This window comes from Copranaerobaculum intestinale (assembly GCF_009831105.1).
GTDB classification, from domain to species: domain Bacteria; phylum Bacillota_I; class Bacilli_A; order Erysipelotrichales; family Erysipelotrichaceae; genus Copranaerobaculum; species Copranaerobaculum intestinale.
In genome coordinates this window covers 579,993-594,675 of the sequence record NZ_WUUQ01000002.1, presented here as the reverse complement: position 1 = coordinate 594,675, position 14,683 = coordinate 579,993, and the positions used below count along the sequence as shown (strand labels likewise).

The following is a 14,683-nucleotide window of genomic DNA, read 5'->3' as shown; positions in this document are numbered from 1 at the left end:
TATATAGAAATTCATGAAAAACGTGCCGGTTTGATAACACTTCTTGAAAATTCATTTCTGTTGGAGGCTGCATTCAAAGCCGTTCCTACAATAAAAAAACCGATGAAGTATCATCGGCTCTTTTACGTCCAAAAGGGGAGATCTTTCCCTGTAAATACAGGTGGGTACCCTGTGTGTATTTTTAGGATTCCTGCACGCAGCAGGCCTTCACACCAAAACACAACGTCCGGGTTCCCTTATCTCTTCGTGTAGGAAAAATGTATACCTTTTGGACAACTCTAGTATAGCATTCTTTTTTTAAAAAGATACCCTTGACATTTTGGAAAATATAAGAATGCTCATCATCGAAAATCTGCATTCATCGATCGCTTAAAATGATGAAAATTCCACTTATAACAGCTCGTGTTTTCAAGCCTTGAAAAGGTGTGCTTATATCGTTCTTTTACTCGAATCATGTGAGGTTTTATGGTATAATAGTTTCATTAACCTAAAGAGCAAAGGAGCGGTTGTTTTGGATCAGAAGAATGAACGTTTATTAAATCAAAGTGTAGGAAAACTGCTGTTTTCATTATCACTGCCGGCGATTGCCGCACAGCTGGTAAACCTACTCTATAATATTGTGGACCGCATGTATATCGGCCGTATTGAGGGAATCGGAACGCAAGCGCTGACCGGCGTTGGGGTAGCGTTTCCGATCATCATGCTGATATCTGCTTTTGCGGCGTTGATCGGAATGGGTGGAGCTCCGCTGGCATCCATTCAGATGGGCGCGAAGAATAAAGAACAGGCTGAGAAAATACTGGGGAATTGCTTCTCGATGATTTTGATAATATCGATTATATTGACTGCGGTATTTTTAATTGGACGGGAACCGATTTTGATGGCTTTTGGTGCTAGTGAAAGTACGATTACCTATGCGGTTCAATATCTGGAAATCTACTTGATTGGTACCATTTTTGTGCAGATCGCCTTGGGACTCAACAATTTTATCAACGCACAGGGCTTTGCCAAAATTGGCATGTATACAGTGGTAATCGGTGCCATCATCAATATTGTGCTGGATCCGGTCTTTATCTTTATTTTTCATATGGGAGTGCGCGGGGCTGCCTTGGCGACCATTCTATCACAGGCTGTTTCAGCAATCTGGGTTATGAAATTTTTGACCGGCAATAAGGGCATGATCCATATTCGCCGATCCGGTATGAAAATGGATGTACGACTGATTGGAAATATTATTGCGCTGGGTATTTCACCCTTTATCATGCAGTCCACCGAATGCCTGGTAAGCATTGTTTTCAATACTCAGCTGAAAGCGCTTGGTGGTGATTTATATGTCGGGGCAATGGTGATCATGAGCAGCATCATGCAGTTTGTCATGATGCCGTTGATGGGACTCACTCAGGGAGCACAGCCGATTGTCGGCTTTAATTATGGAGCGAAACAATATCAGCGGGTAAAGGATACGGTCAGACTGACCCTGAAGGTTGCGGTTGGCTATACGGCTGTAATGTGGGCAATTTGCGTATTTGCACCAAGTCTGCTATCAATGCTTTTTACCGGTGATATGAAATTGCAGGAGCTGACGGATCAATGCATGCGCATCTATTTCTTCGGTACGATTTTCTTTGGGGCACAGATTGTTTGTCAGAATGCTTTTGTCGCATTGGGACAAGCTAAGATCTCCATGTGCATGGCGCTGCTTCGTAAAATTGTCGTGCTGATTCCGCTGATATATCTGATCCCGGCAGTGACCGGACTTGGTGTGGATGGCATCTTTATCGCACAGCCAATTGCTGATTTCACTGCTACATTCTGTACGGTGCTGGCCTTTGCGATCATATCCCGACGAATTCTGCAGCATCCGCAGCCGGAAACGGCAAGTGAACAGGTTTAACATCATGGCATCTTTAAAGACTGTATTCCGCAAATTTCCGGAAGTCGCAATCGATCATTATCTGCTGCGTGAAATTCGTGAAGATGATGCAGAGGATTTATTTGAACTTTACAGTGATGCTGAAACCTTGCAGTATGAGGGCATGATCCCACTACAGAATCTGGATGAAATGAAGCAGCTGATCGCGGATATACAAAATGGATATGAACAGCACAAAACGCTTCGTTGGATCATTGAAGATCAATGCTCTAAAAAAGCGATTGGTTCGATTGCGATGTACTATATTCATCCTTGGCAGCGGACTGCATGTATGGGCTATGCCTTAAACCGAAGCTGCTGGAAACAGGGAATCATGCACACCTGCATGAAGGGACTGCTGCAGCATCTTTATTACAACTATCACCTTCAGCATGTCCTGCTGACGATCTGGCCTGGGAATCTGGCGTCAATGGCCTTGGCCGCAAAGCTGGGGTTTCTGTATCAGGGAATGCTTCCGGGCAGCGGCTATAATGCCGTTACGAAGACGAAAGTGGATATGTGTGCATACTGCTTGGCGCTATCCTATCGGATAAAACGCTGGGAACAAGAATAAAAAAACTGGTTCAAGCCAGTTTTATTGTGTCAGAATTCGCTGCGTATTGGCAAAATGCAGCTTAGCAACCATGGATAAGGCTGCTGCACCGTGAAGTGAAACAAATATCTTTGCCTGTTCATCAACGCCTTTGCCGGCACCCTTGGGAAACTCAAATTGATATTGGGCGGACAAATCATCCATTTTCTGCAGGAAAGCATAGCGAGCGATAATCGAGCCGCAGGCAACAGCGAGATATTTGTTTTCTGCCTTGGTTTCAAAATGAATCCCTTTTACGATCTGCGGTTCATGATGCAGATAGCGGTAATACAGATGTTCGGGCGTGAATTGATCAAGATAGATATGCTGCGGCTGATGATGTAGCTTTTTTATTAAATGCAGATAGGCTTGATTGTGCAGCTGGGCCTTGATGGCATTCATATTGAAGTGCTCATGTACTTCATTGTATTTTTCATCGGAAAGAATCAGCAGACTGTGGGGGAGTCTGGATAACAGCTGTGGTGCAAGCTGGCGAATCTGTTCATCGCGAATCTGCTTGGAATCCTGGATATGCAGTTCCCGCAGCCATGTTTCATCTTCTTTAGTCACATAGGCAGCGCAGACACAGATTGGACCAAAGTAATCCCCGGTGCCGACCTCATCGCTTCCAGCCTGCGGGTAATGAGCGGCTGTCGGCTGCTGCGGTTGAAAAACCCCGGCATGATGAGCAGCACCTTCTCCTTGAAATACCACTTTTCCTGATTGATACGCAGTGATGACGCAATCGGACAAGCGAATCTGATAATAGGCATAGGGCGGTGTTTTTGCTTGCTCGGCTTTTGGATAACGGGCTTTTAATTCCTGAATTTCCTGATACGATAATTTGCTGGTGTATGTTTCCATGAGCTTCCTCACTTTCTTACCAATTTTACCATGTTTGAAACAGGCATACAATCATCAATCTAAAGCATGGGATAAAGCAGTTGATTTCAAGTGGTTTTCAGATTTGCTTTTCCTATATAAATGTTTTAAAATAATGAAACGGAGGTGCCGTTTTATGATATTCCCCATACATTCTATACTCTTTTTAAATATGGCAATAGTGGCGGTGCTTCTGCTGTTTCTTTGGTCAGGATACCGCCGCGGTTTCTTAATGAAGCTACTGGATTGTTTCAGTACGATTATTCTGGCATTTTTAAGCTGGTTTTTATCTGGTTGGATCGCTCCCTTATTGAAGCTTGTACCGCGCGAGGCAGTTACGATCAGTCAGCCGGATATTGCGGCTTCTATTTATGAACCAATGAATCGCGTTTGTGTATTTGCGATTTTATTTCTGTGTGTTTGGCTGCTTGTCATGATTGCTAAGCCGCTGTTTAAAACAATATCTTCGCTGCCGATCTTACAGGGGATCAATAAGCTTTTAGGACTTATATTCGGTGCGTTACAGACGCTTATCATCTTGATCGTTGCAGTATTCGTCCTGCAGACGCCGCTATTTGCCAATGGAGAGTACGTGATTGCGAACAGTTATCTCAAACTGGTAGCACAGGCGGAAAGCGGTATCTTGGAGAATTTAGGTTCTTCGGCAAAAGATCTTAAAGCGCTGCAAAAGATCGTGACACCGAACAGCAAGGTAGAAAAAGAAGATGATCTGCGGATCCGCATTTGGCTTCAAAAGCAGGGGGTTGACCAGCAGAGCATCAATGAATTTATGAATGAAGTGATAGGTAATTAATATGAAAAAAGAACAGATAGAAGCTTTGGAACTGCCCTTAATTTTTGAACAGGTGGCAAAGCAGTGTGCCTTTTCACTCGGACGCGCTGCTATTTTAAATCTGGTTCCCAGTTTTGATGAGTTATATGTAAAACGCGAGCTGCGCCGTACGCAGGAAGCGTTAAACATGGTCATCCGTTATGGAGATATGCCGTTTGGCGCAATTCGTGATATCAGTGAGAGCGTCACGATCGCAAAAAAGGATATGACCCTTTCCGCAGCGGAACTGCGTCGTATTGCCGATGGGATTCGTGCAATCGCTGCAATCATCAAATATATGAAGGCAAGTGAAATCGAAACTCCGGAGTTAGATGAATTGATCACCGCGTTCGCAGATACGGGTAAACTGGCAAGCGAAATCGAATCCTGTATTTCTGTTAACGACGAGGTGTTAGACGGCGCCAGTAGCGATCTGAGAAGCATTCGCCGAGCTATTCAGACACTCCAGGCGCAAATATCTTCCCAGGTACAGAAATTCATTTCCGCAAACGGATCGAAATTAACCGATACCATAACGGCAGTTCGTAATGAACGAATCTGTGTATTGGTGAAAATATCAGAAAAAAACAGCATTTCGGGATTCATCCACGGTGAAAGCGCATCCGGTCAGACTGCATATGTGGAACCGGAATGCTTATTACAGCTAAATAACCGCCTGCAGTCATTGCATAGTCAAGAACACGATGAGGTAAACCGTATTTTATTTGGCCTGTCTCAGTTAGTAAAAGAAGACAGCGCGTCGCTTTTGGCAAATCTGGATACGTGTGCGGTATTAGATGCTTTGTTTGCGAAAGCAAAGTGGGGCAAACAAGTACAGGGATGTGTCGGTGTTATTACGTCAAACAAGGATCGTCTTTATTTAAAGGCGGCGCGGCATCCATTGATCGACCCTGAACAGGTCGTTGCCAATACGTATGAAATCGCTCTGCCGCATCGTACCTTATTAATAACCGGTTCCAATACCGGAGGAAAGACGGTAACGCTGAAAACCATCGGCTTGTTCGCTGCGATGACGATGTGTGGACTGCCGCTGCCGGCTGAGGAAGCGGAAATTCCGCTTTATGATGATATTTATGTCGATATCGGTGATGATCAGTCCATTGTTGAATCCCTGTCGACATTCTCTTCTCACTTGTCTAAGCTGGCGATGATCTGCCGTCACGCTACCGGAACATCGCTGGTGCTGTTGGATGAGCTTGGAAGCGGCACTGACCCCAAGGAAGGTGAGAGTCTGGCCATCGCAATTTTAGATGAACTGCGGGAACGTGGCTGTACGCTGATTGCCACGACTCACTTTTCGCAGGTGAAAACCTATGGTGCAAAATGCGATGATGTTTTGTTGTCCTGTGTCGAATTTGATGTGGAAGCAATGCGACCGACATATCGTTATATCGCCGGTTTAAGCGGCCAGTCCAACGCCTTTGAAATTGCCCGTCGCTTTCATCTGAAAGAGTCGATCATCGAGCGGGCCCGTGCTTATAAAGAAGCGAACCGCACTGATCAGGAGGGGCTCATGGAAAAGCTGGAAGAAGCTCTTCTTCAGGCAGAACATGACAAAACGCAGCTGGCTCGTATGAAAGCGGATGCGCTGCAGCTTCAGCTGGAATTGAATAACGAGCGCCGTAAGCTTCAAAGCGAACGGGTGCGAATTCTTGAAAAGGCCGAACAGCATGCAGAAGAATTGATAGAATCCACGCAGGCTGAGGGTGAGGAAATCATTGCCCGGCTGAAGGCGATGAGTGCGGATGTGAAGCCGCATGAACTTACAGCGGTCAAAACCGAGTTGAATGCCTTGCGTAAAGAGCGTGAACCGGAACCATCCTCAATCAAAGAAAATTTTGCGGTCGGTGATTATGTCCAGCTTTTGAAACACGGTTATTTTGGAGAAATTATCGCAGTCCAGAAGGAAAAGGCAACCGTATTAAGCAACGGCTTGAAAATGCAGGTCAAATTATCAGAGCTGACCCATGCTAACCGGCCTGTGATGAAAAAGACCAAGACTTCCTATTCAAAAGCGATCCATCAAAGCTTTCCTCTGGAACTAAATCTGCTTGGAATGTATGTTGATGAGGCGCTGCCCGTGATTGACAAATATCTTGATAATGCGATCCTTGCCAAGGTGTCAGTGGTTCGCGTTATTCACGGCAACGGCACGGGAGCACTGCGCAAAGGGGTGCATCAATTCCTCAAGCATCATGCCCGGGTGGAAGCCTTCCGTATCGGCGGCGAAGGTGAGGGCGGACTCGGCGCGACTGTTGTTACCCTGAAAATGAAGGGAAAGCACTGATATGGCCAACATGGCAAAGGTATCTGACAAGCTGGCAATTCTGCCGGCGCTCCCCGGCTGCTATTTAATGAAAAACGAAGCCGGAGATATCATTTATGTCGGAAAAGCCAAAATATTAAAAAATCGCGTACGGCAGTATTTTGTCGGAGCGCATGATTATAAAACGCAGAAATTGGTATCTAATATTGATGATTTTGAATACATTGTAACCGGAAGTGAAAAAGAAGCGCTGTTATTGGAAATCAATTTGATAAAAAAACATACTCCGCCGTATAATATCATGTTTATGGATGATAAAACATATCCATATATCAAATTGACCAAAGAGCAGGCACCGGTATTAAAGGTAGTGCGCAATACCAAAGATAAAAAGGCTGAATACTTTGGCCCTTTTCCGGATTCTGGAGCGGCATGGCAGACGATGCGGCTTTTGAACCGCTTATATCCGTTGCGTAAATGTCGTACTCTTCCTAAAAAGGCGTGTTTGTATTATCATCTGCATCAATGTCTGGGTCCATGTATTCAGGAGGTCGATGAAACACTTTATCAGCAGATGGCACAGCAAATCCGTAAATTTTTAAAGGGTGATGTCAAAGATATTCTGGATCAGCTGAAATCGGAAATGGATCAGGCAACGGAAGAACTGGCATTTGAAAAAGCGCAGGAGAAGCTGGAACTGATTCAGGCGATCGAGCATGTGACGGCTCGTCAACAGATTGATTTTAAGGATCGTAAGGATCGAGATGTGTTTGGTTATTATTTCGATAAGGGCTATATCTCCATTCAGGGGTTTTTCCTGCGGGGCGGCAAGATGTTGGAGCGTACGCTGTCGATTACCCCGCTGTATGAGGAAGCAGATGAAGCCTTTACTTCGTTTATCGTTCAGTATTATCAGCAGCATCCTTATCCTCAGGAACTGCTTCTGCCATCGGAATATGGAATAACCCAGTTATCTGAAGTACTGGAAGTAAAGATTCTGCAGCCGCTTCGCGGGGATAAGAAAAAGTTGGTTGATATGGTTCAAAAGAATGCGCAAAATGCGCACCTCCAGAAATTTGAACTGATGGAGCGAAAGCAGAATGAAAAGGAGCAGGCAATGCGAGAGCTATCGCACCTGTTTCAAAAAGAAATACATCGTATTGAAATTTTTGATAATTCTCACATTTCCGGTACATTTAATGTTTCCGGAATGGTTGTCTATAAGGATGGAGAGCCGTCCAAACAGGATTACCGCCTGTTTAAATTAGGTCAGTATATCAGCGATCTGGATTCGATGAAAGAGGTTGTCTATCGGCGTTATTTCCGGCTGCTGAAGGAAGACGGACGCTTTCCTGATCTATTGATTATGGACGGTGGCTCCTTACAAGTCAGTGCCGCTAAGGAAATTCTGGACGCGCTTGAAATACCGCTTACTGTCTGCGGACTGGTCAAGGACGATCATCACCGTACCTCCAATCTGATTGACAGTGCCGGTAACATCCTTCCGATACACCGGGATTCACCGCTTTTCTTTCTGTTAACCCGAATGCAGGAGGAGGTGCATCGTTTTGCCATTTCCTATCATCGCCGGGTACGTTCCAAGGCGTTGACGAAATCGATTCTTGATGAGGTCGATGGAATCGGCGATGTCCGCAAAAAAGAAATCTGGAAGAAGTTCAAGTCGATGAAGCAGCTGAAAGCTGCTACGATCGAGGAAATCGCCCAGGTTGTACCGCAAACGGTGGCAGAAAATGTTTATAATCTTCTGCATAACCCAGACCAAAGTACAGATTCCGCATATGATGAACTGTAAGCATCAGTTGTATAGGGGGTATCTGTACGCAGAGAATATTGACACAAAGAGAAAAACAGGTATTTAATCTGTTAATTCAGAATTATAGTACAAAAGAGATAGCGGCCATCATGCAGATCAGTGACAAGACCGTACGTAACCATATATCGAATGTGATGCTGAAGCTGGGCGTCAAGGGACGTGCACAGGCGGTTGTGGAGCTGTTAAAGCTGCAGGAATTATCATTGTAGAAGAAAAGTGAATTTCACTTTTCTTTTTCTTAGCTTATTCATACCTGAAAATATGTTATAATAGTCAGCGAGGTGTTTGTCAATGAAACTGAAACGTATTCTGTTTATCGGCAGTCTGCTGATTTTGTTCGGTGTCTGCTTTGTCACCATGAATCAGCATTATGACCCGCTGGCACGCTATCCTTATGAATCAAAGCTTTCAAAGAGTGATAGAGAGCTGATCGTGCAGAAATTAAGTACCGATGATATCGGTTATCTGACGTCCCAGCAAATCCAGCCGGAACAATTTTTACCGTATATCCAGCTGTCGGGTTTTGAGCTGCGCAATACGCTTTGGTATGATGTGGCGAAGCATACACAGGATGCGGCAAATCAGGATATCGTTACGTTTGTGAACAAGTATCGGGAGAATATGTCATATACTACATTGCCGGAGCTGCTCAGTAATTATACGTACGCTGTGCTGGAGGACTTCTATGACAATGGAGATGGGTTTATGGGCAGTGAAAAATTGATCAGTGATCCCTCTCAGCTTTCTACCATGCGTTCAAAAAATGGAACGTGGTTTCGCTATGAACCTAAGGATCTGGCTTTATTAAGTGACGTACCTCATACGGGTACTTCAATGAAGCTGCGGCAGGAGGCGATCGAACCGCTCAAGGAGCTGTGTGAAGGCGCTGCTTCGATAAACGGTAAGACATGCGGAAACATGATCGTTACATCTGCTTATGTGAGTTATGAGGAACAGCAGCCGCTCTATGAAGCAGCACTGCTGCACTATGGGCAGGATGCGTTTATGAAATATGAGGATTATCCCGGCTATAGTGAACATCAGTTGGGATATACTGTGACCTTCACAGTTGCCGAAGCAGATGGAAAAGCACCGGATTCAGAAACGTTAGGAAAAGAAGAACAAGCGAAATGGCTTGCGGAAAATGCCTATAAATATGGTTTTATCGTTCGTTATCCAAAGGATAAGGAGACACGTACCGGCAAATTGTATCAGCCGTATACGATACGTTATGTTGGTAAAGGCAATGCCAAGAAAATGAATAAGGAGAATATCTTGTTTGAAGATATGAAATTTGAAGATGAAAAAACGACTGGGAATGATTGATTCGGGGCTTGGCGGGATCATGGTTCTGAATGCCTGTGTAAATGCCTATCCGAATTACGATTATGTATTTATCGGTGATCAGCAGCATGCTCCCTACGGTGATAAAAGTAAGGAAGAGATTCATTCTTATGCCTGTGATCTGCTGAATTATTTTCAGTCACAGGGCATCCAAGATGTCATTGTGGCGTGTAATACGATCTGTGCCAATGCCTTGGATAGCTTAATCAAAGAGTATCCGCATATGAAGCTACACGGTATTATCGATGCGACGGTGAAGGAGCTACCATCGGATGTAAAGCGGGTCTTGGTGCTGGCAACAGCAAAAACGGTCGCAGCCCATGCATACCGAGACGCCATCCTTAGCCGTCTTTCAACCTGTGAGGTGTATGAAGTCGCAGCGGTAAAGCTGGTTCCGCTGCTGGAAAACGAAGGCAGTCAAGAAGCGTTGCAGGAAGCCCTAGAAGAATATTTGCTGCCGTATCAGGGGCAGGTTGATGCTGTAGTACTGGGCTGTACCCATTATCCGATCGTAAAAGATCAAATCGAGCAGATCATACAGGTACCGGTTTATGATTCAGATGCGGCGGTGGTGAAATCGGTACCGTTTGTAAAGCATGATGAACCGGGAAGTGTTACGATCTATACCACGAAGGATGCACAGCTGATGCATCGACAGATTCAAACCATTATCAAAAAAGATTATGATGTTAAGGAATTAACGCTTTCATCTTAGTCTTTTTTTGTTGCTTTCTCATATACTCTACTGAGGTGTGAATTATGAAAAAAGTAACGCAATATCGAAAACAAATTGTTTTTCTCTTTGCGGCAGTCGCTATGATCACCTATCTTTCCGTGATTATGCTGCCGGATAAAAGTGATCAGAAGCTCGTGATTGCCGATGGCAGTACCCCGATGTTACAGGTTTATATGCCTGATCAGGATCAGACACTGGTACCGCTCAGCATTCCCGTAGATTCGGATTTATCGCTGCCGGATAAACTGAAGACAATGGTGAGCTATATGAATCATAATCATGAAAAGGGAGCCTTTCGCAAGCTGTTCCAAAAGAACGCGGCATTAAAAAGTGCTGATATTAAGAATGGCAAAGCAACGCTGAATTTTAATAAGCAATTTGCTTCTTACAAAAAAGCAGAAGAGCTGCGGGTGATCGAATCGCTCGTATGGGGAGCTACTCAATTTCCAGAAGTGAAACAGGTTGCATTTGCAATAGACGGGACACTGCTTACGGAAATGCCGGTTGGCAAAACACCGATAACCGATCATATGGATCGTACGCTGGGCATCAATAATTTTGAAACCGCATCAACCGAGCTGTTTAATACGCAGCCGCTCACAGTATTCTATACGAAACAGATACGCAATGATGTATATTATGTACCGAAAACCAACCGTATCAAGGCTGATCAGGCATCCATAAACGATCAGGTAAAGGCAGTCCTTGCTGATATCAGTGTTTCCTCAGGCCTTGAACAGCCATTGTTTGCCGATCAGGTGCAGATGAGTAAGGAAGCCTATATGGAAGGGAATACGCTCGTTGTTAATCTGAATCAAAATATTTTGAGTGAAGATCGTGCTGCTAAGCAGGAGGCCTACGAGACACTTGTTTTATCCTTAGCTACGATATCCGGCGTGGATAAGGTAAAAGTCTGTGTCGATGATGTTGTCGTATCGCTGCACGGCTCTAATGAAGAAGCGGTATCGGTATCCTCGCTTTCCTATAATCGCACCGCCTTTTAAAATAACAACTGATTCCGAATCTACGGGATCGGTTTTTTTATTTCTCTGGTCAAATCCTGATAAAGGCCGTTTTCCCGCGCATACTAGCAGGGTAGGAGGTATGCAAATGAACGAACGTAATTTAAAGCAGACGGCACAGAAACACGTGCCTAAGCAAAATAAGGGAAAGCAGGCACTCATTGCATTTATCAGCGGGGGCTGCATGGGCATCTTCGGACAGCTGCTGATGTTGTTTTATGAAAATTTCTGCGGTTTTTCGCAGAAGAATGCGGTTGCCCCAATGATCGTGACCGTTATTTTGATCACGGCAATTCTGACCGGCTTAGGTCTGTTTGATAAAATGGCGCAGATTTGCGGAGCTGGACTGTTTATTCCGATTTCTGGATTTGCCAATTCTTTAACTGCCAGCGCGATGGAGGGCCGAAGCGAGGGTCCAATTTATGGAATCGGCGGCAATATGTTTAAATTGGCCGGTTCTGTATTAACCTATGGAATCGCTTCTGCCTTTATCTTTGGGATGATTCGCTATGTCCTGTTTGGAGGTTAAATATGACAACATTTCATTTTCAACATGTATATGTAAACGGCAGGGGAACAGCCGGAGGAAAATTGGAAAAAGAGGGGCCGATCGGTTCATTGTTCGATCAGACCTTTGATGATTCTTACTGCGGGGAAAGTACCTTTGAAAAAGCAGAGCGGGCACTGCTGACAAGTGCCAGTGATCATGCACTTCGCCGGGCTGAACTGGGAATTGATGATATTGATATCTTAATCGGCGGTGATCTCATCAATCAGCTGACCTCATCCCATTATTTTGCCCGTCAGCTACAGGTGCCTTTTATCGGTATGTATGCCGCCTGTGCAACATCGTCCTTAGTAATCGGTGAAGCTGCTTTATTAGTAGAACAGGGAATGGCTAAAAAAGCATTGGCTTTTACATCTTCCCATACCAATACGGCAGAACGACAATTTCGGTTTCCCAATGAATACGGCATTCAAAAAAAGCCGACGACGACATTAACCGTAACCGGTGCCGGAGCGATCGTTCTCAGTAACGAGAAATCTGCAATCAAGGTAACAGACTTCACAATCGGGAAAATCATTGATTGGAACCATACCGATGCGAATGATATGGGAATTGCAATGACCCCGGCCGCACTTGATACACTGCTCACACATTTTCAGGATACCAAGCGCGGTTTTGATGATTATGATCTGATCGTTACCGGAGATTTATCAAAGCTTGGTTTTTCGTTTCTGTGTGATTTGCTCGTACAAAAAGGCTATGATCTGCAAAATAAACTATTTGATTGCGGCATGATGGTCTACGATATTGAAAAGCAGCCGGTCTTCTGTGGCGGCAGCGGCTGTGCATCCAGTATGTGTGTATCGATGGCAAAGCTTTTGAAAGAACTGGAGGAAGGTAAGTATCGGCGAATTATGGTAATCGCGACCGGGGCTCTTTTGTCTCCAGTAGCGATTCAGCAAAAGGAGAGTGTGCCATGTATCGCTCATGCAATCGTATATGAAAGAGAGGGATCGCAATGATGACATTTGTGAATGCATTTCTGGTCTGTGGAGGAATATCCCTGGCCGGTCAGTTGATTTATGATAATTCCAAATTGACTGCCGGACATATTACCTCATTATTTGTCGTGCTGGGAGCTGCTCTTGATGTATTTGGACTATATGACAAGCTGTTGACCTTCGGAGGTGCTGGGGCAGCCTTGCCAATAACCAGCTTTGGACATTCGTTGATTCATGGCGCATTAGCTGCTGCGCAGGAAAACGGCTTGATCGGAATCGCCCTGGGAATGTTTGATCTAACCGCAGCCGGCATTACCAGCGGTATCTTATTCGCATTCTTAGCAGCGGTTATCTTTAAACCGAAGAGCTGATGAATACACTTGATTCTCGCTGCGCTGCGATTCAAGATAAATTAGCAGCTTCCTTTGACCTCGTGTTTCGTCATGTGCATATCGAACAGACGGAAGCATGGGCGATCTTTCTATCATCCTTAACCGACAGCAAGATGATTGCGGAAATCATTGAAAGCATGGTAATTACCGGTTCAAAGGGACTCTCGGTAACTTTTTATCCAGGCAGCGTCGATGCAATCACCGATCTGCATAAAGCAATCTTACAAATTTTAAGCGGACAGTGTGTAGTGATCATAGCTGGTGATGAGAAGTATTACTGTATTGAAACAAGACAATATCCGTCCCGGCAGACAGCGGAGCCAAGTGTAGAAAAAAGCATCCGCGGCAGTCATGACGGTTTTGTCGAAAACATTATTTTAAATGTCGGTCTGCTGAGAAGACGGATTCGCGATCCGCGGCTGCGTATTATTTTGAATAAAGAAGGTGTAAAAACCCGCACTGATATTGCGTATGCCTATATTGAAAAGCTCGTTGATCCGGATATTTTACAGGACTTTGAAAATCGTTTGTTAAATCTGGATGAAACGGAAATTTTATCGGAGCGCAATTTATGTGAGGAGTTATACGGTAAAACAATGAATCCCTATCCGCATGTACGCTATACCGAGCGGCCCGATATCTGTTCGATTCATCTTTTACAGGGCTATCTGGTTGTGGTAGTTGATAATTCACCAACTGCCATGATTATCCCAACAACCTTTTTTGAACAGACAAAACAGATTGAAGAATATACGCAGACACCGTTGATCGCTTGTTTTACCAGAATTATCCGGCTGATCGGTATTTTCTTTTCGCTATATCTGATTCCGCTTTGGATCGTTATCAATGTGACTCATAACCCAACCATGCTTGCGATTCCGCTTCTGGAAATCAAACCGGCAGAATTTGCCTTTCAAATCCTGTTTGCGGATATTGTTGTGGAATGGATCCGTCAGGCGCTTATTCACACACCGACGGTACTATCAGGCATCATGGGATTTATTGCCGTCTTTTTGCTGGGAGATACCGCTGTGGAATTAGGAGCGACAACCAAAGAGATACTGGCGATGATTGCCCTTGTTAATATTGGTAATTTGATTACTCCAAGCTATGAATTATCGTTAGCAAATAAAGCATTTCGTATTTTGATCGGTGCGCTCTCTTTGCTTTTTGGATTGAAGGGTTTCTGTTTGGGCATCTTTTTACATATTCTTATCCTAATGTCTACAAAAACCGTAAAGTATCCTTATTTATACCCATTTCTTCCGTTTTCTTATAAAGCGCTGAAGAAAATCTTTTTTGGCAGTCCCATTCAGATTAAAAAGCCTTAATTATCCTTTT

General features: G+C 44.5%; 14 protein-coding genes and 1 other RNA gene. 13 read left to right on the top strand and 2 right to left on the bottom strand.

What is annotated here, in order from left to right; translation table 11 throughout:
- Nucleotides 1-122: 122 nt before the first annotated feature.
- Nucleotides 123-277, bottom strand: a non-coding RNA gene (gene ssrS, locus GSF08_RS07715) — 6S RNA.
- A gap of 234 nt (nucleotides 278-511) precedes the next feature.
- Here ssrS and GSF08_RS07710 point away from each other — a divergent pair.
- Nucleotides 512-1,894, top strand: a complete 1,383-nt coding sequence (locus tag GSF08_RS07710) for an MATE family efflux transporter (RefSeq protein WP_160625234.1) — start codon at nucleotides 512-514, stop codon at nucleotides 1,892-1,894.
- Nucleotides 1,895-1,898: 4 nt separating this feature from the next.
- A complete protein-coding gene (locus GSF08_RS07705; protein ID WP_160625233.1) occupies nucleotides 1,899-2,486 on the top strand; it encodes a GNAT family N-acetyltransferase in 588 nt (195 codons plus the stop codon).
- Between the two features lie 21 nt (nucleotides 2,487-2,507).
- Here GSF08_RS07705 and rnhC read toward each other — a convergent pair whose 3' ends face one another.
- Nucleotides 2,508-3,368 (bottom strand): ribonuclease HIII, encoded by an 861-nt coding sequence (gene rnhC / locus GSF08_RS07700; RefSeq protein ID WP_160625232.1) that lies wholly within the window; start codon nucleotides 3,366-3,368, stop codon nucleotides 2,508-2,510.
- Nucleotides 3,369-3,522: 154 nt separating this feature from the next.
- Between rnhC and GSF08_RS07695 the strand changes: the two genes are divergently transcribed.
- The 11 genes from GSF08_RS07695 (at nucleotide 3,523) to GSF08_RS07645 (ending at nucleotide 14,673) form a co-directional block, all read left to right on the top strand.
- Complete coding sequence (locus tag GSF08_RS07695) at nucleotides 3,523-4,200, top strand: CvpA family protein (protein ID WP_160625231.1); 678 nt, start codon at nucleotides 3,523-3,525, stop codon at nucleotides 4,198-4,200.
- Nucleotide 4,201: 1 nt separating this feature from the next.
- The gene (locus GSF08_RS07690) at nucleotides 4,202-6,526 is read left to right on the top strand and encodes an endonuclease MutS2 (protein ID WP_160625230.1); all 2,325 of its coding nucleotides are present in this window, start codon (nucleotides 4,202-4,204) and stop codon (nucleotides 6,524-6,526) included.
- 1 nt (nucleotide 6,527) lies between these two features.
- Nucleotides 6,528-8,318 (top strand): excinuclease ABC subunit UvrC, encoded by a 1,791-nt coding sequence (uvrC, locus tag GSF08_RS07685; RefSeq protein ID WP_160625229.1) that lies wholly within the window; start codon nucleotides 6,528-6,530, stop codon nucleotides 8,316-8,318.
- Nucleotides 8,319-8,356: 38 nt separating this feature from the next.
- On the top strand, nucleotides 8,357-8,548 hold the full coding sequence (locus GSF08_RS07680) for a helix-turn-helix domain-containing protein (protein WP_249805958.1): 192 nt from the start codon (nucleotides 8,357-8,359) through the stop codon (nucleotides 8,546-8,548).
- Nucleotides 8,549-8,630: 82 nt separating this feature from the next.
- A complete protein-coding gene (locus GSF08_RS07675) occupies nucleotides 8,631-9,665 on the top strand; it encodes a M15 family metallopeptidase (RefSeq protein ID WP_160625228.1) in 1,035 nt (344 codons plus the stop codon).
- On the top strand, nucleotides 9,640-10,398 hold the full coding sequence (gene murI / locus GSF08_RS07670) for a glutamate racemase (RefSeq protein WP_160625227.1): 759 nt from the start codon (nucleotides 9,640-9,642) through the stop codon (nucleotides 10,396-10,398). Before GSF08_RS07675 ends, murI begins: the two co-directional genes overlap by 26 nt.
- A 44-nt stretch (nucleotides 10,399-10,442) precedes the next feature.
- Complete coding sequence (locus GSF08_RS07665; protein ID WP_160625226.1) at nucleotides 10,443-11,423, top strand: GerMN domain-containing protein; 981 nt, start codon at nucleotides 10,443-10,445, stop codon at nucleotides 11,421-11,423.
- A gap of 106 nt (nucleotides 11,424-11,529) precedes the next feature.
- Complete coding sequence (locus GSF08_RS07660) at nucleotides 11,530-11,970, top strand: SpoVA/SpoVAEb family sporulation membrane protein (RefSeq protein ID WP_160625225.1); 441 nt, start codon at nucleotides 11,530-11,532, stop codon at nucleotides 11,968-11,970.
- Nucleotides 11,971-11,972: 2 nt separating this feature from the next.
- Complete coding sequence (gene spoVAD, locus GSF08_RS07655) at nucleotides 11,973-12,971, top strand: stage V sporulation protein AD (protein WP_160625224.1); 999 nt, start codon at nucleotides 11,973-11,975, stop codon at nucleotides 12,969-12,971.
- Nucleotides 12,968-13,321: a SpoVA/SpoVAEb family sporulation membrane protein gene (locus tag GSF08_RS07650; RefSeq protein ID WP_347337991.1), complete on the top strand. Its 354-nt coding sequence runs from the start codon at nucleotides 12,968-12,970 to the stop codon at nucleotides 13,319-13,321. The genes spoVAD and GSF08_RS07650 overlap by 4 nt, the downstream gene beginning before the upstream one ends.
- Complete coding sequence (locus tag GSF08_RS07645; protein WP_160625223.1) at nucleotides 13,321-14,673, top strand: spore germination protein; 1,353 nt, start codon at nucleotides 13,321-13,323, stop codon at nucleotides 14,671-14,673. The genes GSF08_RS07650 and GSF08_RS07645 overlap by 1 nt, the downstream gene beginning before the upstream one ends.
- The last annotated feature ends 10 nt before the right edge of the window (nucleotides 14,674-14,683 follow it).